Genomic DNA, 23,319 nt, shown 5'->3' with positions numbered 1-23,319 from the left:
ATGGTTCACCGCGGGCGGGAATGACAGTAAAAAGCGCTACTCAGGCAGCACGAAGTCCGGCTTGTCCAGCTCTTCAATGTTGACGTCTTTGTACGTGATCACGCGCACGTAGCGCACGAAACGCACGGCGCGGTACATGTCCCACACCCACGCGTCAGACATGCGGACCTCGTAGTAGACGTCTTTTCCTTCCGTATGCGGGATGAGCTCAACCGCATTGGCCAGGTAAAACCTGCGGTCCGTTTCCACCACGTAGGAGAATTGGCTGACAACGTCGCGGTATTCGCGGTAGAGGGACAGCTCAACTTCTGCCTCATAGTTGTCTAGGTCCTCAGCGCTCATTGGCGTGTGCTCCTCCGGTAGATTGCTCCAAGTACAAAGCATGGGCTTCGGCCACGTTTTTGTAAGTGTAGCGATGCAGATCACTTGCACCGTGACGGCGCACCGCATCCATGTGCGCGACCGTGCCGTAACCCTTGTGGTTCGCGATTCCGTAGCGGCCGTACGCCTCATCGCAGGCCAGCTTATCGACGAGCCGGTCGCGGCTAACCTTCGCCAACACGCTGGCCGCGGCGACAGCTCGTGCACTGGCGTCACCACCGATGATGGGCAGCTGCGGCACCGTCAGCCCGGGGATGCGAAAGGCATCCACCAGCACGTATCCGGGCCGCGGGGCCAGCGCGTCGACTGCCCGCCGCGCCCCGTCCAAGTTGGCGTGTTGGATTCCCCGCGCGTCGATGTCTGACGCGTCGATGTGGATCACGCTATAGGCCACCGCGCGGGCGCAAATAATGTCAAAGAGCCGATCGCGCTGCGCAGACGTGAGCTTTTTCGAGTCGGTGAGGATTTCTAAGCCGCGCACCGGCTCCGGCGGCAGAATGCACGCGGCGACCGTGACTGGGCCAAAGCATGCACCGCGGCCAGCTTCATCGACGCCCGCCACCGGGCCAAGACCGGCCTTGACCAATGCGCCCTCATAGGTGCGCAGCTGGATCAGGCGCCGCACGGGATCTACCGGTTAATCCTGGATGTCCGGGCTGCCCACCGGCCCGATACGGGTCAGCGGCAGAATGATGAACGACACCTTGCCGCGGATGTTCTCGCGCGGAATGGTCCCCTGACGCTCATCCCCCATGTGGTAGCGCGAATCCGCGGAGTTCGTACGGTTATCACCCATCACCCAGTAGGAATCCTCTGGCACAGTGACGGGGCCGAAGTAGTCACCCCCGCAGGCTTCCGAACCAGTCTCCGGGTTCACCGGGTTGACCGGGATGTCTAGAACGTAGGACTGATCAACCGGCTTACCGTCCACCATGACGGCCGGGTCGCCCTCCTGGCAAGACACCGTCTGGCCACCCTTGGCCACGATGCGCTTTACCAAGTCATTCTCATCCGGCGCAACCAGGCCAACGTGGGAGCCAAGCTCCTGCAAACCGGCCACGAAGCTGTTGTCGGAGCGGTTGGAGACATAGCCCGTATTCCATGAATCCGTGCCCTTGAACACGACGATGTCACCCGGCTCCGGATCCGAGAAGTAATACGACACCTTCTGCACGTAAATCCGGTCGCCGTTGCACCCTTCACACCCGTGCAGCGTCGGCTCCATCGACGCTGATGGGATCAGGTACACCCTGCCCACGAAGGTTTGCAACAGGAAGATCAGCAGCAGGGTCAACGCTACGACCACCGGGATCTCGATGTACCACGGAGTATTCCGCCTGTCCTCATCCCGCTTCTTCGCCACCGCGCGCGTGCTTCCCGCCTTTGCGCGGCCGGCACCACTGCTGCTACGGCTGCTACGTGCGCCGCTGCGCGAGTGCCTCGGCTCCCGCTCCGCCGCATCCTTCGAATCAGTCACGGGGATTCACCTTAGCAGCAGCAATCACGTCACCGATAAACCCAACGCCTACACACCCGCTACAACAAAAACTCCCCCTCCCGCACAGATGCGGAGAGAGGGAGCTGGTGCCGGTGAAAGGGACGCTCTTAGCGGCGTTCCTTAATACGTGCAGCCTTACCGCGCAGGTCACGCATGTAGTAGAGCTTCGCGCGGCGAACCTTACCGCGGCGCTCCACCTCGATGCGGTCGATGTTCGGGGAGTGAACCGGGAAGGTACGCTCCACACCGATACCGAAGGAGATCTTGCGGACCGTGAAGGTTTCGCGGATACCGGAACCCTGGCGGCGCAGGACAAAGCCCTGGAACAGCTGGGTACGAGTGGTGGAACCCTCGATAACCTTGACGTACACGTTCAGGGTGTCACCAGGACGGAAGTCCGGGATGTCGTCGCGCAGCTGACCTGCGTCGACCTTGTCAATCAAACCGTTGCTCATTGAAGCAATCCTTGTCGTTAAAGGACAGAGGAACCTAGCGGCGCATACGGCTCAGCCGGTTCATGTCGGCGTATAAGTAACCCGAGTATTCAAGCACACCGTGCCAGGTTTCCCCAAATCCTCATCTCAGCGAGCGCCCCGCACCTAGAATTCCGCCCGGCAGATTCCACCGTCCAGCGGTGGCCGCCGCCCTCAGTCATGAGTGGCCGAACCACTCAAGAAACCTGGGGTTTCGCGACCTGCGTTTTTCCGTGTCAACTTTCCTTGAGTGGTCGCACCACTCAAGAAGGCACGGTGGCGGGCAGGGTGACGAGGCCCCGTGGCACCTAGTTAGGGGATCCAGGATGTGCCGTACCAGTGTTCGCCGGCGTCGAGCGCGTGGGCGACTGCTCGGGTCGCGTCCTTCGGTTCCAAGGTGCTGCGGCCGGTGATGGTCACTTTGCGCAACGGGTCCAGCGGAGGTGAGTCGAACTCCTGCATGTAGGAGGCCACGACCACGTTGTCCGGGGTACAGGCGGTTTCGATGACCTCCGCGTCGATCGTGTCGACCACGTAGCCAGCCTTTTTGAGCTTCTTAGAAAGCGCCTTAAGAACCTTGGCCCAGGGGCGATCACCGGAGAGGATGAAGATTTCCGTCGATAAGCGACATGCGTCGAGCTCGAAGAGATCCTCGGAGTCTAAAAGACCAGCGTGACGCGCAGCGTCGATGAGGTCTGGGCGGACGCGCTGCGTGCGCATGAGCGATTGGTTGCGGCGCCACCGCGCGATTTTGGCGTGGTCGCCGGAGCGCAGAACCTCAGGGGCCGCGATGCCGCGCCACTCTTGGGGTTTGGTGTAGGTGGGTCCTTCCAGCAAACCGTCGGAGAAACTGTCCTCCTCATGGCTCGTGGTGTTTCCCAGCACCCCCGGGATGAGGCGCGTGACGGCTTCCGCGATGACGAGGGCCGCAACCTCCCCACCGACCAGCACGTAGTCGCCGATGGAGACCTCACGCACGCGGTAACGGCCGGAGCTGGCCGCCTCATCGAACACGCGTTGGTCGATGCCCTCGTAGCGGCCACAGGCAATGACGATGTGAGATTCACGCGACCACGCTTGGGCGTCGGCTTGCGTGAACGGCGCCCCGGCCGGTGTGGGGACTAGGAGCAGCGGTACGGTTGCAGGGCCGGCGTTGTCCGTAGAGATGGCGTCGGCGCTCGCGCGGTCACGATCGGCGGGTGCTGTAGCGGCGCGAACGTCGTCGTGCCGGAGTTTGTCGTTGCGGTGAGGCACGGCAGAAGTCACATCCGCGTTGAGCTCGCCGGCGGCGACGGCGTCGAGAGCCTGGCCCCACACGTCGGGTTTCATCACCATGCCGGGGCCGCCGCCAAGCGGGGCATCATCGACGGCTTTGTGGTTGCCCGTAGCGAACTGGCGCAGGTCATGGATACCTACGCTTAAGATCCCCTGCTCAATGGCTTTGCCCAGAAGTGCGTGGCGCAAAGGCTCAAGGTATGCGGGGAAGATCGTGATGACGTCGAGGCGGAGTTGATGCTGCGGATCAGACATCAAGCAGACCTTCGGGTGGCGTGATGATCACCGTACCGGCGTCCAAATCCACGTCGGGGACGATGTCCATGACAAACGGGATAAGCACTTCCCTCCCCTTGTAGGCAACCTCAAGGATCTGGCGGCCGGGTGTGTGCATGACGCCAGTGACGTCGCCGATCTTCTCCACATTGCCGGTCCCGGAGACATCGAACAGGACGCTTAGCCCGATGAGCTCGTGATCATAAAACTCGTCTGAGTCCTCATCGCGCTCGCGCGGTTGCGCAAAGAATTGCATCCCGCGCAGAGTGTCCGCCTCCGTTCGGTCCGCGACCTCTTCGAAAGTGACCAGCAAACGCTTTTGGTGCGGCCGCACGCTTTTAATGGTGAGGTCACGCTCCTTGCCGGTTTGCCTACCGTGCAGGACCTCGCCCGGTGCGTACCGGATGTCTTCATCATCCGTGGTGGATTCCACCACGACCTCACCTTTGATGCCGTGCGACTTGATCACACGGCCAATTAGCAGCTCCATGCAGACCTTTTCTACCAGGATTTACCAGGTCGAATCGCCGCGAGTGATGGCGTCGAAACCACCGTCGACGAAGATCACCTGGCCGCAGAGGTGCGTGTTTTCCTCGCTTGTGAGCCACGCGAGCATCTTCGCCGCTTGCTCCGGCTCGAGCCAGCCGTTGAGGGGCATGGGCACCTGCTCCAGCATCTTCAGGCCCTCTTCGGAGTTGCGCAGCTCCTCCGTCATCGGGGAGATCACGACGGCCGGGGCAATCGCGTTGAGGGCAATGCCTGCGCCCGCCCAGTCCTCAGTCGGAGCGTTACGGCGAACCCACCTGGCAATCGCCTGTTTCGACGCGGAGTAGTTTGCGTACCCCACATCCGGGCCCTCGTCTGCAAGCTGCTGGCCACGGGCAACCGCCCGCTCCTCATCGCGAACCAGCAGGAGGTCTAGAAGTCCAAGGTCCGTGCGCTGCAGCGACGCCATCGACGCGGTCACCACCGCGCGTGGGTTATCAGACTGAGCCAGCAGTGGGCGCAGGCCCTCAAGTGTCGCGAGCGCACCGAAGTAGTTGACCTGAACCGTCTTCGGGATGGGCGCTTGCATACCAGCGTTCGCGATCACCGCATTGAGCTCACCATCTGCAAGTTCGGTGACCTTTTCCACCAGCTCTTCGCGTCCCTCCAAGGTGGTGAGGTCGCAGTTCACGTCAGCGCCTTGAAGATCGGCGGTGATGACCCTCTCACCACGGGAACGCAGAAGTTCCGTCGTTGCGGCACCAATGCCGCCTGTTCCACCAGTTACCAAATATGTGCGTGCCATATCTCAAGTTTAAGACTTTAGGGTGCCAAGCAATGGCTTAATGACGAAACCCGCTCCCCGACCACATCATGCAACCGCACGGTGGGTGGGAAAGCGGGTGTTAAAAATCGTCGATAAGCGAGTGCTTATGCCTCTTCGGCAGGAGCTTCTTCGGATTCTTCAGCTTCTGCGGCTTCAGCAGCTTCTGCCTCTGCGGCAGCCTTTGCCTCAGCCTCGGCCTCAGCAGCAGCCTTAGCCTCTGCCTCTTCCTTTGCCTTCTTGCGCTTCTCGGTGATTGCCTCAGCGGTCGGGCCGCCAGCAGCTTCCTCGAGAGCCTTGTTGAACAGGTCAAGCTTGGACGGCTTCTCTTCAGCAACCTTCAGGGTGCCCTCAGCACCGTCGAGGCCCTTGAACTTCTGCCAGTCACCGGTGACCTTCAGCAGAGCCAGAACCGGTTCGGTCGGCTGCGCACCAACGCCCAGCCAGTACTGAGCGCGCTCAGAATCGATGCGGATGAGCGACGGCTCTTCCTTCGGGTGGTAGATACCAATGTTCTCAATCACCTTGCCGTCGCGGCGGGTACGAGCGTCAGCGACGACGACGCGGTACTGAGCGTTGCGGATCTTGCCCAGGCGCTGCAACTTGATTTTGACAGCCATGTTTTCTTCCTTCAGTGGTCACGTGGGCAGTTCAGACGCGCACTGTGGTTCAGTGCGCCGGTTCAACCCTTGGGATTAATCTGCGAGTGACTCAGCCGGGCGATAGGGCCGCGCGTGCGGTGTGTCGGATCCGGCGTTTCGCAGAACTAGTACTTTATCGTCCCACCAGGCGAATCACCAAAACGCGGGCGGGTCCGGTTGCGGAGCCAGGTGTGATGCGTATGGGGAAGAGTACGGGGCTGGGGCGATTTTAAAAAACCTGCCGACTTGCTTGAACGCGGAAATTGCTTCAAATCTATGCATGACCGGTAGTGTGTAGGGGAGTTCTTTCGGCCCCGTAACTGGACAGGCGTGATGACGACGGTCAACTCTGTGAAAGCGCAGCCCACCCCAAGCGGTGAGTCTGCTCAAGCGACCCAAGCCAAAGGTGGCGCACCTGGGAAGGTGACGTACCGCTATGACCTCGACGGCCTGCGTGGTCTGGCGATTGCCCTCGTGGTGATCTTCCACGTTTTTATCGGCCGCGTGTCCGGCGGCGTCGACGTCTTCCTGCTACTTTCCGGCTACTTCTTCTTGGGCGCCCAGCTGCGCTACGCGCTTCGGCCAAACCCGTCGCTGAACCCGTGGTGGCCGTTTTGGCGAACGGCACGACGCCTAGTCCCGAACCTCGCGGTGGTGCTGCTGACCACCTATGCAGCCGTGGTGGCCCTCACCCCGGAACTGTTGAGCAGGGAATTAGCACGCCAGTTCAAGGCGTCAATCCTGTACTACCAGAACATTGAACTGACTGAACAGGCGCTGGACTACGCGGCTGCTGGTTCCCACACGTCCCCGCTGCAGCACCTGTGGTCCATGAGTGTCCAGGGGCAGTTCTATGTCGTGGCAATCTCTCTGGGCATTCTCACGGCACTTGCGGTCTCACGGAAATGGATCGGTGTGGACAAAGCCCGCACCGCCTTGATCATTGTCTTGGCGCTGATGACAGCGGCGTCGTTCTGTTACGCATCACGTTTTGGCCTCTACGGCACGGGGGCGAACTACTACTCGCTGTTGTCGCGTTTTTGGGAACTGGGCTTAGGCGGTCTTTTGTCCCTGCTTCCGATTCAAAATTTGATCAAGCCGAAGTGGACATGGCTCACCGCCAGCCTGGGTGTGTTCTTCATCCTGATCACCGGCCTTGTGATCGACAACTCCCTGGCGTTCCCAGGACCGCTCGCGCTTCTGCCGCTCGGCGGCGCCGCGCTGGTCGTGCTGTCTGGGCCTGATAATCCGACATCGCGCGTCTTGGCTTCCGAACCGATGCGCTGGCTCGGCCGTATTGCCTACGGCCTGTACCTGTGGCACTGGCCGCTGCTCATTTTGTGGACGGTCCGCGCGGGCGTGGACACACCGCCATGGCAGTTAGGCCTGGTGGTTATCGGTTTCTCCCTGGCTCTTGCGCACTTCACCCACAAGGTGATTGAAGACCCGCTGCGCCAGCACGGTCGCCGCCCGAAGAAAAACGATAAGCCGGTTCAGGCCGGTCTGCGATCGATGAAGAAGCGCGACGGGCGGCTCCGCGCCATCGGCGGTTTTGTCATTGTCCTTTTCGTTGCGGGTGTCTTGGCCATCAAGCCGGTCTTTGAGTGGCAGGTGAGCCACGCCGCGAAGCCCCTTGGTCCGGATTCCTACCCGGGCGCGATGGCTCTGCACGGAGCGAGCACACCCGCGGATGTGCCGCCGCGGCCTGATCCCTCCTTTATCGGCGACATGTACCCGCCGATCGCCGCCAACGGCTGCATGGTGTTCATGGACGAGCCGAGCGACAAGATGCCGCCACCGCACTGTATTTTCGGCGACAAGGACGCGGAAACAACCGTTGTGCTGTTCGGCGGTTCTCACGCCGAAACGTGGATCATTCCGCTCGATGAGCTGGGCAAGAAGCACAATTTCAAGATCATTACGTTCATCCGTCAGGCATGCCCGCTCGTGCTTAACGACGACGAAACGGTCTCTCCGCAGTGCGCCGAGTGGTCACGTCTGGCGATTGAAAAGATCAAGGAAATCAAACCGGATTTGGCGGTCTCCAACTCAACCCGACCAGCTGGCCAGGCCGGTGCTGGCCGCGGTGGCGCGGACCTCGTCCCGTGGGGCTACCAGAATGTCTGGGCCGCACTGCAGGAAGCGGACATCCCGTTCCTTGGCATCCGTGACAACCCGTGGAACGTGGACGAGAACGGGGATGAAAAGAACCCGAATGACTGCATGCGCCGCACTGGCGATCTTCAAGAATGCTCGATCCTGCGCAGCAACACCTACGCAGCAGAAGATCCCTCGGCCTACTTGCTCCTGCCGGAAAACAAGCAGTTCTCGCTCGACACCGCGGACTTCTTCTGCGACGCCACCTACTGCCCGCCGATCATCGGAAACGTCTACGTGTACCGCGATGATGACCACATGTCCAACGCCTTCGCGGCAACGACGACCCCGTTGGTGTGGATGAAACTGCAGCGTATCTTCGACGAGTTGGGCATCCCCTACACCAAATAGGAAACGCCCGGTGGCGCTGGCAGCGATCGTCGTTAAGCAAACGGCGTGACGTCGCCGAGCTCCCGCTCGAGGCCCCAGACCGTCAGTTCCGCGATTTCACGATCGTGCGGCATGACGGCGTGGGAGGGTGCTCCTGGAATCTCTACGTTTGCAACGTCCGCGCCGTCGACGGACCTCAAAATCGACGTGCTGTGGGGCGTGGCCATGCGGTCGCGCGTTGAATACAGCGTCGTGTAAACGACCCGCGGATCCGTATCAGGAATGTCCCCGCGATCCTGCAACCACTTAGAGCCCGTGAGCTGTTGAATAGCGCTGGGGCTAGCAATGCGCTCCGCCAACTGCGGGTGACGCTTAATGAAACCGGCGAACCGTGAGCCTAGGCCTGAGACGTCCGTGCCGTGGAACACAGCCCCCATCGCGACGAGCCTGCGGACCTTCTCGGCGCCGCCCGAAGCGATGTACAGCTTGGCCAAGTGCCCGCCCTGCGAGTGCGCGACCAAGTCCACCTTATTGGCGCCTGTAACGCGCAAAACCTCATCAACGTTGGCGGCCAACTCCGCCACCAGCGCATCCAAATCGCCAGCGCCGTACAGCAACGGGAAGTGCATCTTTCCGTAATCAAACGCCCACACCCAATATCCGCGGCTCCGCAGATTCTGCGCGTTGGCCACAAAACCAGTGCGTCGGGCGTTGATCCCGTGAACGAAAAGAACCGGCGTTTCCATCGTGGGCGTGAAGGAAGGGTCATTGAACACTTCCCGCGGTGCGCGGACCAGCTCCTTGACAGCCGGCATTTGGCTCACCCCAGCGGCTGCTGCCGCCACTACCCCAGCGGGCATCACTACGTTGCGGATCAGCTTCTGGGATTTCATAGGCCAGCTCCTATTTGCGTTTGTTCATGCGCTTCATTGCCTGCTCAATGTCAATGTCGCCGAGGTTGAAATCCTCCATTCCCGGCGGCATCTGTGCCTGCAACTTCTGCAATTCTGCCATGTCCGGCATTCCGCCGCCCATGCCCGGCATCCCCGGCATACCGCCGCCGGCGGGCATCGCTGGCCCTTGGCGCTTCGCGGGCTTGCGCTTGCCCTTCTTGTTCTTGCGTCCCTTCGGCGCCTTCTTCGTCGCGGATCGACCGCCGCCGATACCGCCCGGGCCACCCATGCCCGGCATGCCAGCCATGCCGAATTGGCCAGCCATCTTGCTCATCATCTTGCGGGCTTCAAAGAAGCGCTCCACCAGCTGGTTGACCTCCGCGACGGTCACGCCCGAACCGTTAGCGATGCGCTTGCGGCGGGACGCGTTGAGGATCTTCGGGTCCTCACGCTCCTGCGGGGTCATACCACGAATGATGGCCTGGATGCGGTCCAGTTGCTTCTCATCGACCATTTCCGCCATCTGGTTCATCTGCTTGCCGCCCGGCATCATCTTCAACAGGTTGCCAATCGGCCCCATGCGGCGGATCATCAAGAGCTGGTCAAGGAAGTCTTCGAGCGTCAGCTCGCCGGTGCCCATCTTCTTGGCGGCTGCTTCCGCCTTCTGGGCGTCCATCATGGACTCGGCCTGCTCAATCAGCGTGAGCAAGTCACCCATGCCGAGGATTCGGCTGGACATGCGGTCCGGGTGGAAGACGTCGAAGTCTTCGAGCTTCTCACCTGTCGACGCGAAAAGAATCGGCTTACCCGTCACCTCACGGATGGATAGCGCCGCACCACCGCGGGCGTCACCATCGAGCTTGGTCAGCACCACGCCGGTGAAGTCAACACCGTCAGCAAAGGCTTGGGCGGTTTGCACGGCGTCCTGACCGATCATCGCATCGATGACGAACAGGACTTCATCTGGGTTCACGGCGTCGCGAATGTTGCGCGCCTGCGTCATCAGCGTCTCATCGATACCAAGGCGACCCGCGGTGTCAATGATGACCACGTCCGCTTTGGTGTGCTTTGCTTCTTCAATACCCGCGCGCGCAACCTCCACTGGGTCGCCGTGGGAGGTACCCATGTCATGGTCGTGGGAGTCAAGGGAGGTGCCAGGGTCCGGCGCGAATGTAGGAACGCCAGCTCGCTTACCGACGATCTCCAGCTGCTGCACCGCCCCAGGACGCTGCAGGTCACACGCCACCAGCAACGGGGTGTGGCCTTGCTTAGACAGGTGGAGGGCAAGCTTACCGGCCAGCGTGGTCTTACCAGCACCCTGCAAACCGGCGAGCATGATCACCGTCGGCGGGTTCTTCGCCAAGTTGAGTCGGCGGGTTTCCCCACCGAGGATCGCGGTAAGCTCCTCGTCGACGATCTTGATGACTTGCTGCGCCGGGTTGAGCGCCTCAGACACGTCTGCGCCGAGCGCGCGCTCTTTCACGCGCTTAATAAAGGCACGGACAACAGTCAGGGAAACATCCGCTTCAAGCAGCGCGATACGAATTTCGCGCGCGGTTGCGTTGATGTCTTCTTCAGTGAGCTTGCCTTTACCCCGCAGTCCCTTCAGGGCTGTTTGGAGGCGATCTGACAAAGACTCAAACACTGGTGGACACTCCTCAAAAATGGAACCTTCATACTGAAAAACAGCTCGTTTCAGCCTAGCGCGTATAGGCCTGAACAAACACATCCGTGCTTGAAGAATTGCTACCGCACGCAAGGGCGCCTAATAGCTTCTGTCGTGCGGGACCCAGTGAAAACGTTTGATCCCGGGCCTGCCCCGAAGCCCATTTGCGCAGGTGAGTTTTTGTTTCACCGGAAAATCATTAAACGTTTTCACGCTAAGGGGCCAAAAAATACTCGCCACCCTCTCGGCGGCGAGCATTCCCTGAGAAAAACTATTACTGCGCGCTGGTCCCCAGCAGCGCATCGACAAAGCCTTCGACCTCAAACGGAGCGAGGTCGTCCGCTCCCTCGCCGAGGCCGACCAGCTTGACCGGCACGCCCAGCTCCTCCTGGACTTGGAAGACGATGCCGCCCTTGGCGGTGCCATCGAGCTTCGTCAGCACAACGCCGGTGATTTCCACGACGTCTTTAAAGACACGGGCTTGGTTGAGGCCGTTCTGCCCCACCGTTGCATCAAGCACGAGCAGAACTTCATCGACCTGGGACTTCTTCTCCACGACGCGCTTGACCTTGCCAAGCTGGTCCATCAGACCCGTCGAAGTGTGCAGACGCCCTGCGGTATCGATGAGCACTACGTCCGCGCGCTCATCGACACCCTGCTTCACGGCGTCGAAAGCAACGGAAGCCGGGTCCGCACCTTCTGCACCGCGCACCGTGGACGCACCCACGCGACGACCCCAAGTCTCTAGCTGATCCGCGGCCGCTGCACGGAACGTATCCGCCGCACCCAGCAGCACAGTGTGGCCCATGGAGACAAGCACGCGGGCGAGCTTGCCCGTCGTCGTGGTCTTGCCGGTGCCGTTGACGCCGACGACCAGGATCACCGCCGGCTTGCCGTCGTTAGGCATTGCCTTGATGGAGCGATCAAACTCGGGCTTGCCTACCTCAATCAGGGTCTCACGCAGCATCGCGCGTGCTTCTTCTTCGCTGGCCACGCCGCGTTCGGCGATCTTCTCACGCAGCTGATCGACGACCTTCATGGTCGACGCGGCACCCAAGTCCGCCAGGATCAGAGTGTCTTCTATCTCCTCCCACGCGTCCTCATCAAGATCACCCGCGGAGAGAATCCCCAGCAGACCTTGACCAATCGCATTCTGCGAGCGGGACAGGCGACCACGCAGTCGACCAATTCGGCCAGCCGCCGGAGCGATCTCTTCAATCTCCTGCTCCTGCGCCGCCGTCAGCTCTTCTTCTACTACTGGATCAGCCGGTGCGTCAGTTTCTTCCAGCGCCTGGTCAGCAGCTTCCTCCACGGTCTTCGCTGCAGCCGCAGCTTCTACCGCCTCAGCTTCATCCGCAGCCTCTACTGCGTCTGCCTCTGCCGCCGCCTCAGCCGGGGCATCAACTGGCTCATCTGCACCCGCGTCCTCTACCGCCGCTGCCGGCTTCGCATCCTCTTTAGCTGCCTTCGCTGCCGTCGCTGCCTTCGCTGCATTCGCTGCATTCGCTGGTTCTGCCGGTTTCTCCTTCAGAGCTTCGTCCGCATCCGGCTCGCTCACGGGGTTACCCACGGGCGTCCCTACAGCCTCCGCCGGTGCCTTGTCAGCTGCTTCTTTTTCGCCTGTCTTTTTCTCGGCTGCCTCTTTTTCATCTGGCTTTTCGGCGGTTTTGTCCTCTGCTGCTTTCTTTGCCGGGGCTGTTTTCTCTGCAGTCTTCTTCTCTGCGGTCTTCTTCTCGGCAGCCGCGGTCTCCGCACCAGACGCGTCTTCGGCGGGAACGTCCTTGTTTGGCTTCTCGGCTGGAGTTACGGCAACCTTGCGGGCCTCATCCTTCGCGGGCTCTGGCTCAGCAGGTGCCGGCTGTTGTGGTTGTTCAGCCGCTGCGGCCTTGGCCTTCGGGGCGGCTGCGGTCGTGTTCAGCGGGGCATCTACTCGGATAGGCTCTTTGTCCTTCGTCGTAGGTACGCCAGCTGGGGCGAAGTTGAATCCGCCCTTAGCTTGGTAGTTGCCGGACTTCTCTTCCTGCGTCAGTTCTTTTTGTGCTTCCGGTTCCTTCTTTTCAAAGGACACGGTCTTCGACTTCTTGCGGCTATTGCCCACGATGACAACAAGGCCAACGATGAACAACAGGGCAATCAGGATGCCAATGATGATCCACGCGGTATTAGTCATGGATTCCATAGTGCCATCGACACCGCATCCGCGGAGTAGTAAGTCGCGGTTGGTGCCAGAAGTTGTTATAACAAGAGTATGTTTCCACGCTTCAACCTCGCGGATCTGCGCGCACTCGCACCGGTTATTGGTGGCGTTGTGGTTGCCATTGTTGCAATCATCGGTCTTGTCCTAGGACTTACCCATACCGGCGGCCAGGGCGGGGACAGTAGACCCCCAACGACGGGGTCATCGTCGGCCCCTGACAAGGGCTTGGACAAGCCGCTGCAGGAGATCCCCGCTGGAGCGACAGCGGCAAGCCCCAAAGAGACCACGGAAATTCTTAGCAAGAAGTGGATTCCCACGCCGGGGCTGAAGAACACTGCGATCATTTTCCGCCCGTCCACAGATCCCGCACCGGGGTACTACGTGGAAGCGTCCCCAGAGACGGTCTGCAATGGGTTCGGGGTGTACCTCACCCGACACGACCGCGATGGCCAGGCAGAGCACACCACGTTCTCGCCGAAGGATCTGCCGGTGACAAAGATGGGTTGCCCCGGGGATCACGTCGATTTTGAAAACGGAATCAACAAGGCATTCACCGTTGCAGGCGGTGGGTTCTACATTGACTCGCAGGATTCGAATGTCATCTATTACGGCACCGTTGACGGTGCTGGGGCCGGTGCTGGGGCCGGTAAAGGACTGCGCCTCACGGTGCCAGGACACAAAGCCTTCATGACTCCCCCACGCAAGGATCAACCCGTGACCACAGCCATTCCCGCTTCCGCCACGCGTGCCAACGGCGATGAAACTTCTGCAATCTTGAAGTCGACGTGGATCCCTCAGCCGAGCTACAAGAACACCCCGATCCGGTTCGACTTTGACGCACCGCCACGCATGACTTCCAACGACGAACCGCTAGACCCAAACAAGAAGGTCTATTACGTCGAAGGAGAATTCTGCAACGGTTTAAGCGTGTACCTCGAAAGACTGGACCCTACGGCACCCGAGGCAGCGATGACGCACTCCGTTCTGGTTGCCAGGACGCAACCAACCACAGCCATGGGCTGTGAAGACGGCCGGATTGAATACGAAGATAGGCTGTCAAAGGCCTTCAACCAGAAAAGCGGCGCATTCTGGGTGCTCCCCGATGACCCCAACACCGTCTACTTCGGCAACAGCAAGGATCGCGGCAAGGGCCTGAAACTCGTTCGGCATTCCTAGTTCAGCGCGCGTCTGACACGCGCGGCTAGTCAGCATCCGGTGGCGCCAGCGGGCCAGGCTCCGGCGCCATGCGCTGGGAAATCACCCTGGTCACGCCGTCGCCGCGCATGGTGACGCCGTAGAGCACATTCGCAACATCCATCGTGGGTTTTTGGTGGGTGATCACGATCAGCTGCGAGTCCTGCTTCAGTTCTTCGAGCAAAGCGATGAGACGCCGTAGGTTGACGTCGTCAAGTGCTGCTTCGACCTCGTCGAGGACGTAGAACGGGCTCGGGCGCGCACGGAAGATCGCCACGAGCAGTGCCAGCGCAGTGAGTGACTTCTCCCCGCCGGAGAGAAGCGAGAGGCGTTTGATGCGCTTGCCGGGTGGGCGCGCTTCGATGTCGATTCCGGTGGTGAGCATGTCCGACGGGTCAGTGAGGATCAGGCGTGCTTCGCCGCCAGGAAACAGCGTGGCAAAGACTTTGGGGAATTCGCGTTCCACGTCGCGCCACGCATCGGTAAACAGTTGCAGGATTTGCCGGTCGACGTCGTCGATAACGCCGCTTAGGTCCTTGCGCGCCGTAATCACGTCGTTTAGCTGCGTCGACAGGAAGGAGTAGCGTTCTTCCAGCGCCTTGTATTCTTCCAACGCTAAAGGGTTGACCTTGCCCAAGGACGCGAGGTCGCGCTCAGGGGTTAATAGACAAAAAGTGTGTCTGGTCGGCGTGTCGCCGGTGGGGCACGCTTTTTGTTATTTGAGGGGTCCTTTTCTGATTCCTACTGAGTGTTCGTAGTCGGTTGGGATAGCGTTGTCGTAGAAGGCTGGTCGGCCTGTTTGATGGTCGGATTCGTTTCGGTCTTTAGTGACGAGATCGGGAACTTTGGCGAGTTGATCTTGTCCGAACCTGCACTGCCTGGCGATCTGTAATGGGGCGTCAGGCAGTTGCGTTTTCGAGTGCAGGTACCATTCGAGCATTTTGCGTTGCCGCTCTCCTGATCTGCCGCGGTGGGCGTCAGCGATGCGTTTGAGTTGGGCGTTGATCCCGCCTTCAAGACTGTTGGTGGTTGCTGCCCACCGGTCGGGTTCGAGTGCGTCTGTCGGGGGTTGGAGGTAGGTGAACAGCCAGTTGTTGCGTGAAAGGTGCACAAGCGAGTTGTAAGCCCTACGCACACGGATATGGGTCCATTCCCATTGGTGGTTGAGGGTGCGGCGCTCTTTGGGTAGGAGTGTTTTCTCGTTGAGGAAGGCCTTGTAGACCACTGCGAAGTCGTGTAGACGCAGCGTCCATTCCCGGGCTTGGTCCACGGTGGTGATCGTGGTCAGTTTCAGCGCTAGTGCATAGATGGCCTTGCCGGCATCGGTGCGGGGGCGTGTTGTGGTGTAGCGGCGGACAACGCGTTGGGCATGGACGAGACAGCGCTGGATCAGCGTGTTGGGCCAGCAGGCTTTGATGGCGGATAAGGCGCCTTGGCCGCCGTCGAGGACGACGCATAACGGTGCGGCGATGCCGCTTAGTAGTTGAGTGTAGGCGTGGGCTGATTCGCTTTTAGCCCAGTGCCAGGCGATGACGTGGTCGCGGCTTGCGGCAACCAGCAGGCAGCCAGCGTCGGTGTAGGTGCCGTCGATGAAAATCTGGTCGTAGACCCGGTGTGGGTCTGGGGTGTTGGGAACATCGATGAGCCAAAACGGGGCGAACCGGCGGTCGAGCGTGCGGCGGGAGACGTTCAAGGTACCAGCTACGTCGTTAAGTGACGCTGTGCCAGTGACGTAGGCGTGAAACGCTGTGAAGTCCCGAGCTTGGGTTTGGTCGGTGCGGTGGCGTATGAAGGTGGCTCCGCAGTCTTTGCACCGCCACCTAGTGGAGCCTTTGGGAGTGGGACCGTTTTTCTTTGTTTCCCCATGACATGAGGGGCATCGTGGTCTGTTTGGTGTCACCGGGAAAGCACACCAACACCCCGCTAGCACATGAAGGTGCCATTCCGGTGGATTGAACGAAAAACGAGCCAGAATAAGGCGAAAAACCCTATTCGAGCCCGATTTATGCAGCCTGATCAGCAGATATACCGGAAATCAGACACACATTTTGTCACTTAACCCGCGCTCAGCGCGCTTGAGGCGCTTTTTCTGCGCGTCAACGTCGAAGTCATCGCTGGGCGTGTGGTCCGCCAGCAAGTCATCGATGGCGATGCCCAACGCGTCAGCGGCACTCGACTCCGCCTCGCTGAGGCGCACTGCGGCGTGCTCACGCGCGATTGCGGTCTTGTTCGCGGCACTGAGCAGGCGCGTGTGCTGCTCACGCACCGTGGTCACGTGCGTACGCGCCGCCGCATGCGCAGTGTTGAGCTCCGCGAGTTGAGCGGCTAACTCGTCGCGGCGCGTCGTCGCTGTCGCCAATGCCGTTGCAATGCGGTCGCTGAGCTCACGCGCATGCTTTTCGACGGTCACCGCCCGCGCGGCCTGCGCCTTCCGCTTCTCCATGGCCTTGGCGTGGCGCGCCCGGGCTTCACGCTCATGGCGTGCTTGACGGCGCAAGACATCGCCTTTCCCGCTGAGTGACTCTGCGGTTTGTTGCGTGGTGCGGGCGGCAAGAGTTGCTTCCATTTCCGCGGCGCGGGCGGCGGAAAGTTCCTCCTGTGCACTGTCGCGGGCAGAAGTGTCCGGCGTGAACCCCTCATCGATGCTGTCGAGGTCCCCGACGCGGGCGAGGCGATCGCGGATCTCTGCCAACGCGTCGGCGAGTTCGACGGAGCGTTTCTCCGCTGTGGCCGCGGCAGCCGACGACTTCTCAAATTCCTTCTGCGCGTCCTCCGCGATCCGGCGCAAGCGCGCGTGGTCGCGCCGCCAGCTTTCCGCATTCGCGTCATGGTCTTTGAGCGCCGCCCGGCGCGCCGCGACGGCCATGCGCGCGTCATCGGCAGCAAGCTTCGCGCCTTCTAACGTGCCGTCGAGCTCACGCAGCGCTGCCTGCGCCGTGTCAAGTTCTTCACGCGCACGGGCCACTGCGGCGGCGACTTCCACCGTGGATGTGGACCCGGTGCCGGCGGCGACCCAGCCTTCGCCGACTAATACCCCTTCGCGGGTGACAGCGCGCAGCCGCGGATCAGCCAGCACGGCGTCCCGCGCATGCTCCACGCTGTCCGCGACAACGACGTCGACGATAAGCCGCACCACAGCCTCTGTGATTTCCGGAACAACTGTCACATGGTCTAGGAGCCAACTCGTGCCTGCCGGCAGAGTGGAATCAAGGCGCCACTGCGTAACCGCGCCGCGATCCCCAGTAGCCCCGCCTAAGTCAAACAGCACCGTGCGGCTCGCCTCGTGCAGCTGGGCCACGATATCCACGCCCTGCAGTTTTCCCACGAGCCCTTCCGCATGCGGACCCAGCGCGGCAGCCAACGCAGTATCCATGCCCGGTGCGGCGGTGACAAAACCCGCGAGCGGCCGGAAGTCGTCGCCAAGCATCTCTGCGGCATCCGTGACGGGCGCTGTTTCCTCCAGCGTTGCGATACGCGCGGTCAGACTGAACACTGCGCGCTCACGTTCGCGCTGTTGGCCGCGGATGTCCTCGAGGCGGCGCTCCGCTGTCTCGGCCTCAGCGGTAGCGCGCGCGACGTCATGGGCGAGCGGCTCACGCTGCGCACTAAAACCTTCGAGCTTTTCTGCAATTTCGTCGGCTTCGCTGGCCATCTGCGCTGCACGCTGGCGCAATTCCTCAGCCGCGACTGCTTGCTTCTCTGCGGTGTCTTTCGCCGCTTCCAGCGCTGTGGCAACGCTGTCTTCTTGCGCAATCAGCCGCACGATGCCTTCCCTGCGGTCTGCGTGCGCACGCACCTGCGCGAGGTGCTCTTGCTCCGCGGCCCGGGCAACCTCGGCGAGCTCCGCGGCACGCTGCCGCACCTGGACGAGGTGTGTCGCTGACTCATCCGCTGCATCCCGCGCGTTGCGGTAGCGCTCGTCCGCCTCCCGCGCGCGCTGTTCAAGCTCCTCGGGGTCCTGCCCCACGTACGCCGTGATCGCCCCGACGTGGCTCGCCCGCTCCGCCGCCACACGTTGCGTTGCGGACACGCGCTCGCTTAACGACGAAAACTCGAACCACAACGACTGCGCCTTTTCCGCCTCCGGTGCAAGTTCTGCTTGCTGGAGTTCAATCTCGGTCTGGCGTTGCACCGCCTCGGCCAGTTCGCGCTCTGCCGCTTCCGCGTGGGCCGCCTGTTTCGCTGCCTCCGATTTAGCGGCGTGTGCCGCGTGTCTCAAGGTCACGATCTGGTGGCCGGCCAGGCTCAACTTGGCGTCGCGAAGCTCCGCTTGGACGCTGCGCGCACGCTGCGCTGCCTCCGCTTGGCGCGCGAGCGGTTTGAGCTGCTTTCCCAGTTCTTCGGTGAGATCCGTTAGGCGGTCCAGGTCCGCCTGCATTCCGCTGAGCTTGCGCTGCGCCTTTTCCTTACGCCGCCGGTGCTTGAGCACACCCGCGGCCTCTTCGATGTAGCTGCGCCGATCCTCCGGGCGCGATTCCAAAATCTCTGCGAGCTTTCCCTGGCCGACGATGATGTGCATCTCCCGGCCAATCCCGGAGTCGGACAAAAGCTCCTGGATGTCCATGAGGCGCGCCTTGGCGCCGTTGATTTCATACTCACTGGCACCGTCGCGGAACATCCGGCGGGTGATTGCTACCTCGGTGTATTCGATGGGCAGGCGCCGATCCGAGTTGTCAAAGGTGAGCGTGACCTCCGCACGCCCGAGCTTGCCGCGCTCCCCCGCACCGGCGAAGATGACGTCTTCCATCTTCCCGCCACGCAAATTCTTTGCGCCTTGTTCTCCCATCACCCACGCCAACGCGTCAACGACGTTCGACTTTCCCGACCCGTTCGGCCCCACCACCGCGCAGATGCCGCGCTCAAACTTCATCGTCGTCGCAGACGCGAAGGACTTGAATCCTTTCAGCGTCAGCGATGTCAGGTGCATTCGAGCAGTTTAACGCATCCGATCCCTCCCCCTCGACCCTTGGTCACGCCACCAGCTGACGGTATACTTGCTCCAACGGAAAGGGGGCTGCGATGACCCAAACTATCGCTTCAGCAGCAGACGTGGCCGGGATTCTGCGCAATTCGGACGGCATTTTGGCAGCCGCAGGTCACACTGCCGAAGATGACTGCGTCACCGAAATTCGTCGACTCGCTGCGGCTGGAGACATCAGTTCTGCCGAAGCAGTAACTCGCATCAAGAAGCTCTTTGAGAAGCCGTGACACAACGCGGCGGCGACATCACGTCGTGGGATGACTATTTCATCCCGGGCACAACCGTATTGCGTAATCATTTAGGAATTGTCGACGCGCACCAGCTGTCTAGAGCCGAAGTCTCCCTGACTGCCTTGCGGCTCGATGAGCTGAACCAAGCACCGCTGCCCGGTGACTTCGACTACGCGCACTTCAAGGCGATCCACCGCTACATCTTCCAGGACATCTACGAATGGGCTGGTCATGAACGCGTGGCGCCTACTGACCGGTGGATGACAAAAGGTGGTCACGCGTATTACCCCGCAGGGGACGTTCTTACGGAAGCAGCCGAACGGCAGTTTCGCAGACTTCGGCAGAAGAATCTGCTGCGCGATCTTCCGTTTGATCAGTTCGTCGTTGAGCTCGCTGAAATCTGGGGAGAGATCAATGTCATCCACCCCTTCAGGGAGGGAAACACCCGCACGCAAGTCGTGTTCTTTTCTCACCTCACGCGCAACGCTGGTCACGAACTGCAACCCGCACGGTTCCTCGATGAGTCCCTCCGCGACGCATTCATTGAGGCCCGATTCCATAGTCAGGACACGGGTAATAATTCGCGGCTTGCGGATGTGCTCCGGCTGATTGTCCGCTAATCTCGCGACGCCGATCTCGCAGCGCTGCGATTACCGCTCTTCGAAGCCGTGCGCGCCCTTCGGTTCGCCGTACTGGGTGGCAACGTGGGTCACCTCGCCGGGGCGGTCGGTCGTCGTCGGTTCCTCTTTTAGTAGAGCAACTAGCTTATCGACGTCACCTTCGGCGCCTTCCGCCACGACCTCAACGCGGCCGTCGTCTAAGTTTTTGGCGTAGCCGGAAAGACCAAGGCGCTTCGCCTGGGACTTGGTCCACCAACGGAAACCCACGCCCTGGACGGTGCCATGGACGTGGGCAGTCAATCTTTTCTGTGTCATATTTCTTCACGATATCGCGGCAACGCCGTAATCGAGTGAAATCTAGAATCCTGGAATCTGAACCATCCCGTTTTGAACGGCCCACCCCAAAATGCCTCCCAGCACAATTACCACACCAAATACGATCCCAAGGATGCTTCCAGTGGACGATTGAGAGCTATCTGGAACACCAGGGTTTTGCGCAGAGCTCGGTTCGGAACTCTGCTGAGGAACGGTAGGCGCAGAGCTCGTTGTCGATTCCGCAGTCCGGCTTGTCGTCGGGAACGGCCTGAACTTACGCGTGGGCCTAGGCGCTGGGCCAGGAGTGTTAGTAATTGATGGCGTTGCGGACGTCGACGGCAGCTGGGACGTGGTGAGGGATCGACTTGGAGTTGGAGACGCAGCAGGAGCAGAAGTAGGTACTTCCGATGTTGTCGTCATCGTTGTCGAAGTAGCGGTCGGCTTTGGCTCCTTGATCGGCTTCCCCTTCCACGGATCAATGAACGTGTTCTTGATACCGGTTGGAGTTTCGCCCGGGAATGCCGCTCGGTACACATATCCCCTGTAGACACCCTTAGGCAACGGCGTACCGCCAATGTGCTCGAACGGGGAAGCAGCAGAGACCGTGTAGTGGAGTGTTTCACCGTCGATAAAGAGCGCTGCGTGCGCGAACCCGTAATTAGTGTTTAAAGGGTTGATCATCTGGTGAAGATGGCCGCCAGTATCACCGGTTCCGCCGGAAGCCCGGAGCTGATCAAGTTCGTCGTGCCCCCATCCGGTCAATGTTGAGATATAAACGTTTTCATCTAATCCCAAGTTTTCAGCGAAAGCGTTTTTCCCGTTGTAAGTCGCAGAGAACACCGACTCGCACTTGGAAATGCTCCCTAACTGGCATGTGCCATTCGCTGGACGGACATGGTTATAGGAACGCGGGGACATTTCCGCTGCTCGCTGGATTGCAATGCGCATCAACCCGGGATCAATGCGTGGAGCAGTGGCGTACTTTTCTTTCGTGTCCAGGCCGACTGCCCGCGCCACGTCTTGGAGCCTTCCGCCAAACTCCTCATCCCTGAAGGTCTTCAGGTTGAAACGTGAAGCAGAGAACGGAGGGTTAATGTCCCACATCGCTTGGCGAAGCTCAATCAAACCGATCGCACCGGCGACTGCATCTAACTCTGGGTGAAATTCCGCAGGCACGGCAACAAACTGGTTTCTCGGATGGTTGATTTCAACCCCGGTGTAAGGCGCGGGATCCGCAACCGCGCTTGTCGGATGTAGTGAAACGGCAAGAGCAGTAGCGATAGCTGCGACTGCGGCACGGTATTTCATAACTAGCGCTCCTCGGGTTTGAGGAAGCCGCCGCTAAGGCCGCCCTCATCGTTAGTTTCGCCGGCGCGGCGGGCGTGGTGAGCGGTGACACGGTCCTCGATGCTGCGGCGGGTAACGGGATCGGAGCCGTCCCAGAACTCAATGTTTTGTAGTTCAGGGAGCATGTCGCGGTGGAAGACCGGGTCCATGCCTTGTGCACGTTGCTCGTTGAAGTTCTTCAGCAGTTTGATGGCCACCCCACCGAGCGGGATGATCGCCGCGATGTTCATCATGGCCAAAAGACCGGCCATCGTGTCGCCCAGAGCCCACACGAGCGGAACGGTTCCGAAAGCACCGAAGATGACAAATCCGATGACGACGACGCGGAAGCCGGTCATCACAGCCTTGTTATCCGTGAGGTACTCGATGTTGGCCTGAGCAAGGTAGTAGTTGCCCAGAACCGAGGAGAATGCCAGGAAGAACAGGATGAAGGTGATGAAGTGGGCGCCCCAAGAACCCACAGAGTCGGCCAGCGCAGACTGGGTCAGAGCAGCGCCTTGGATATCGTCCTTGCCGTAGTTGACTGCAGGGCCGAGCAGCACAATGAAAGCCGTGATGGAACAGACGATGAGTGTGTCAAAGTACACGCCGAGGGTCTGAACCAGCCCCTGCTTGACCGGGTGGGAGACGGTTGCGGTCGCGGCGGCGTTCGGGGCGGAACCCATACCGGCCTCATTGGAGAACAGTCCGCGGCGCATGCCATGCATGAAAGCCATACCGAAGGTCGCGCCCGCGACCTGCTTGAAGCCAAGGGCGTGGCCGACGATCAGGGAGATCATGCCGGGGATTTCGCTGGCGTTGACAATAAGAACCCACACGCCAATGAGGATGTAGGCACCGGCCATGAACGGAACGATGATCTGCGTCCAGTTGGCAATGCGGGTCACGCCGCCGAAGATCACGGTCGCGGTCAAAACGGACAGCACGACAGCGACAACGGCCTTGACGGTCACCGAATCGGTGCCCAGTGATCCGCCCACGGCCTCAACGATGGAATTGGACTGAATGGCGTTGTAGACAAAGCCGTAGGTGATGGCCAGGAAGACGGAGAACACAGCGGCCAGCGGGGCCCAGCCCAATCCACGCGTCATGTAGTACGCGGGGCCACCGTGGTAGTTACCGTCCGCGTCCTTGGTCTTCCACAGCTGCGCCAACGTGGACTCCACAAAGGAGGTCGCACCACCGATGAGGGCCAACATCCACATCCAGAACACTGCGCCGGGGCCACCCACGGAGATCGCCAGCGCAACGCCAGCGACGTTACCGGTACCCACGCGGGATGCGGCAGAAATAGTGAAGGATTTGAAGGCGGAAATGCCGCCGTACTCTTCGTCCAAGTCGCGGCCATCGTGGTCCTTGCCCTTCGGGGTTTCGGACATCGCCTTGACCATTTCTGGCACCAAGCGGATCTGCACGAAGATGGTGCGCAGACCGAAGTAAATGCCTCCCGCCACGAGGAAGAGCGGTACCAGTTTCCAAATTATGTCGTTGAGCGTGCCGTCAACGAAACTAAGCGCGGAATCCATGCTGGAAGTG

Annotated in this window: 20 protein-coding genes and 1 pseudogene; 4 read left to right on the top strand and 17 right to left on the bottom strand. The window is 60.7% G+C overall.

The window, feature by feature from the left end; genetic code table 11:
- Window positions 1–36: 36 nt before the first annotated feature.
- From CAQUA_RS04285 to rpsP, 8 genes are all read right to left on the bottom strand, one after another.
- Window positions 37–342, bottom strand: a complete 306-nt coding sequence (locus CAQUA_RS04285) for a DUF2469 domain-containing protein (RefSeq protein ID WP_196824361.1) — start codon at window positions 340–342, stop codon at window positions 37–39.
- Window positions 332–1,006: a ribonuclease HII gene (locus CAQUA_RS04280; protein WP_196824362.1), complete on the bottom strand. Its 675-nt coding sequence runs from the start codon at window positions 1,004–1,006 to the stop codon at window positions 332–334. Before CAQUA_RS04280 ends, CAQUA_RS04285 begins: the two co-directional genes overlap by 11 nt.
- Window positions 1,007–1,018: 12 nt before the next feature.
- Window positions 1,019–1,744, bottom strand: coding sequence for a signal peptidase I (gene lepB / locus CAQUA_RS04275; protein ID WP_290178927.1), 726 nt, complete (start codon window positions 1,742–1,744; stop codon window positions 1,019–1,021).
- Between the two features lie 242 nt (window positions 1,745–1,986).
- Window positions 1,987–2,334: a 50S ribosomal protein L19 gene (gene rplS / locus CAQUA_RS04270; RefSeq protein WP_196824364.1), complete on the bottom strand. Its 348-nt coding sequence runs from the start codon at window positions 2,332–2,334 to the stop codon at window positions 1,987–1,989.
- Between the two features lie 330 nt (window positions 2,335–2,664).
- Window positions 2,665–3,882, bottom strand: coding sequence for a tRNA (guanosine(37)-N1)-methyltransferase TrmD (gene trmD / locus CAQUA_RS04265; protein WP_196824365.1), 1,218 nt, complete (start codon window positions 3,880–3,882; stop codon window positions 2,665–2,667).
- Entirely contained in the window at window positions 3,875–4,393 is a 519-nt protein-coding gene (rimM, locus tag CAQUA_RS04260; protein ID WP_196824366.1) for a ribosome maturation factor RimM, read from the bottom strand. The genes trmD and rimM overlap by 8 nt, the downstream gene beginning before the upstream one ends.
- 21 nt (window positions 4,394–4,414) lie before the next feature.
- Window positions 4,415–5,194 carry an SDR family oxidoreductase gene (locus CAQUA_RS04255; RefSeq protein ID WP_196824367.1) on the bottom strand — a complete coding sequence of 260 codons (780 nt, stop codon included), beginning with the start codon at window positions 5,192–5,194 and terminating at the stop codon, window positions 4,415–4,417.
- A 125-nt stretch (window positions 5,195–5,319) separates the two neighbouring features.
- Window positions 5,320–5,832 (bottom strand): 30S ribosomal protein S16, encoded by a 513-nt coding sequence (rpsP, locus tag CAQUA_RS04250; RefSeq protein WP_196824368.1) that lies wholly within the window; start codon window positions 5,830–5,832, stop codon window positions 5,320–5,322.
- Between the two features lie 354 nt (window positions 5,833–6,186).
- Between rpsP and CAQUA_RS04245 the strand changes: the two genes are divergently transcribed.
- Window positions 6,187–8,361, top strand: coding sequence for an acyltransferase family protein (locus tag CAQUA_RS04245; protein WP_196824369.1), 2,175 nt, complete (start codon window positions 6,187–6,189; stop codon window positions 8,359–8,361).
- 32 nt (window positions 8,362–8,393) lie between these two features.
- On the opposite strand, the gene CAQUA_RS04240 is transcribed toward CAQUA_RS04245, so the two are convergent.
- The 3 genes from CAQUA_RS04240 to ftsY form a co-directional block, all read right to left on the bottom strand.
- Entirely contained in the window at window positions 8,394–9,233 is an 840-nt protein-coding gene (locus tag CAQUA_RS04240) for an esterase/lipase family protein (protein ID WP_231375418.1), read from the bottom strand.
- A 10-nt stretch (window positions 9,234–9,243) separates the two neighbouring features.
- Entirely contained in the window at window positions 9,244–10,878 is a 1,635-nt protein-coding gene (ffh, locus tag CAQUA_RS04235) for a signal recognition particle protein (protein WP_196824370.1), read from the bottom strand.
- A gap of 295 nt (window positions 10,879–11,173) precedes the next feature.
- Window positions 11,174–13,078 carry a signal recognition particle-docking protein FtsY gene (ftsY, locus tag CAQUA_RS04230; RefSeq protein WP_196824371.1) on the bottom strand — a complete coding sequence of 635 codons (1,905 nt, stop codon included), beginning with the start codon at window positions 13,076–13,078 and terminating at the stop codon, window positions 11,174–11,176.
- A gap of 69 nt (window positions 13,079–13,147) precedes the next feature.
- On the opposite strand from ftsY, the gene CAQUA_RS04225 reads away from it, so the two are divergent.
- Window positions 13,148–14,272 carry a hypothetical protein gene (locus CAQUA_RS04225; RefSeq protein ID WP_196824372.1) on the top strand — a complete coding sequence of 375 codons (1,125 nt, stop codon included), beginning with the start codon at window positions 13,148–13,150 and terminating at the stop codon, window positions 14,270–14,272.
- A gap of 25 nt (window positions 14,273–14,297) precedes the next feature.
- On the opposite strand, the pseudogene CAQUA_RS04220 reads toward CAQUA_RS04225, so the two are convergent.
- From CAQUA_RS04220 to CAQUA_RS04210, 3 genes and pseudogenes are all read right to left on the bottom strand, one after another.
- Window positions 14,298–14,945 (bottom strand): annotated as a pseudogene (locus tag CAQUA_RS04220) (AAA family ATPase); the annotation flags it as partial.
- 60 nt (window positions 14,946–15,005) lie between these two features.
- Window positions 15,006–16,190, bottom strand: a complete 1,185-nt coding sequence (locus CAQUA_RS04215; RefSeq protein ID WP_196824321.1) for an IS1249 family transposase — start codon at window positions 16,188–16,190, stop codon at window positions 15,006–15,008.
- Between the two features lie 135 nt (window positions 16,191–16,325).
- Window positions 16,326–19,217 (bottom strand): AAA family ATPase, encoded by a 2,892-nt coding sequence (locus CAQUA_RS04210; protein WP_196824373.1) that lies wholly within the window; start codon window positions 19,215–19,217, stop codon window positions 16,326–16,328.
- Window positions 19,218–19,309: 92 nt separating this feature from the next.
- Here CAQUA_RS04210 and CAQUA_RS04205 point away from each other — a divergent pair, with 92 nt between their 5' ends.
- Together CAQUA_RS04205 and CAQUA_RS04200 are read left to right on the top strand one after the other, a co-directional pair.
- Entirely contained in the window at window positions 19,310–19,498 is a 189-nt protein-coding gene (locus CAQUA_RS04205; RefSeq protein ID WP_196824374.1) for a hypothetical protein, read from the top strand.
- Window positions 19,495–20,121, top strand: coding sequence for a Fic/DOC family protein (locus CAQUA_RS04200; RefSeq protein ID WP_196824375.1), 627 nt, complete (start codon window positions 19,495–19,497; stop codon window positions 20,119–20,121). The genes CAQUA_RS04205 and CAQUA_RS04200 overlap by 4 nt, the downstream gene beginning before the upstream one ends.
- Window positions 20,122–20,151: 30 nt before the next feature.
- Here the strand turns inward: CAQUA_RS04200 and CAQUA_RS04195 are convergent, their stop codons facing one another.
- From CAQUA_RS04195 to CAQUA_RS04185, 3 genes are read right to left on the bottom strand one after another with little or no spacing between them, the layout of a single operon-like run.
- Complete coding sequence (locus tag CAQUA_RS04195) at window positions 20,152–20,436, bottom strand: acylphosphatase (protein WP_196824376.1); 285 nt, start codon at window positions 20,434–20,436, stop codon at window positions 20,152–20,154.
- Window positions 20,437–20,478: 42 nt separating this feature from the next.
- Window positions 20,479–21,744, bottom strand: a complete 1,266-nt coding sequence (locus CAQUA_RS04190; RefSeq protein ID WP_196824377.1) for a hypothetical protein — start codon at window positions 21,742–21,744, stop codon at window positions 20,479–20,481.
- A 2-nt stretch (window positions 21,745–21,746) separates the two neighbouring features.
- Window positions 21,747–23,309, bottom strand: coding sequence for an alanine/glycine:cation symporter family protein (locus tag CAQUA_RS04185; RefSeq protein ID WP_196824378.1), 1,563 nt, complete (start codon window positions 23,307–23,309; stop codon window positions 21,747–21,749).
- Window positions 23,310–23,319: the final 10 nt, after the last annotated feature.

It is taken from the genome of Corynebacterium aquatimens, from assembly GCF_030408395.1.
GTDB lineage: Bacteria > Actinomycetota > Actinomycetes > Mycobacteriales > Mycobacteriaceae > Corynebacterium > Corynebacterium aquatimens.
The sequence above is the reverse complement of the archived record's forward strand: the minus strand, read 5'-3'. Positions and strand labels throughout refer to the sequence as shown.